Source organism: Novacetimonas maltaceti (assembly GCF_002906255.1).
Classification (GTDB): domain Bacteria; phylum Pseudomonadota; class Alphaproteobacteria; order Acetobacterales; family Acetobacteraceae; genus Novacetimonas; species Novacetimonas maltaceti.
Map to the genome: position 1 here is coordinate 1 of NZ_POTC01000156.1, position 529 is coordinate 529.

1 pseudogene is annotated in these 529 nt (G+C 57.3%); it reads left to right on the forward strand.

What is annotated here, in order from left to right:
* Positions 1-41 precede the first annotated feature (41 nt).
* A pseudogene (locus KMAL_RS16790) lies at positions 42-529 on the forward strand (IS5 family transposase); the annotation flags it as partial.

Here is a 529-nt window from a genome sequence, read left to right on the forward strand (position 1 = left end):
TAGGGCCTGTTAGATCTTGAATTTCTTCCCATATTGTAGGGATGGAAGAAGGAGACAGAACAGGCACCTTTACGGACGAGACATGGGCGATCTGGGAACCTCTGATTGAGGAGGTTCGCCCGAGGGGCAAGACGCCGCCACATGATCTGCGGCGGACGATAGCAGCGATTTTCTGGCGTCATGAGAATGGCGCGAAATGGCGGAGTATCCCCGCTGAACTGGGTCCGTGGTGGCGGGCTGCGCAGCTTTTCATCCGCTGGGCGAAGCTCGGCGTATGGGAGCGGCTGCTCGCACTGGTTCAGGAACAACAGGGAGTGGCATTCGGAATGACTTTTCTGGATGGCACAAACATCAGGGCTCACCACAAAGCGGCGGGAGCCCAAAAAAAGGGGCCTCTTTCGAAGAGCGAGACCATCGTGAAGCACTTGGCCGCTCTCGCGGCGGCTATGGCACAAAAGTCTGCGTGATCGCTGATGGACATGGAAAAGCCTTCGGTTTTGCGCTGGCCCCTGGACAGGCTCATGAACTG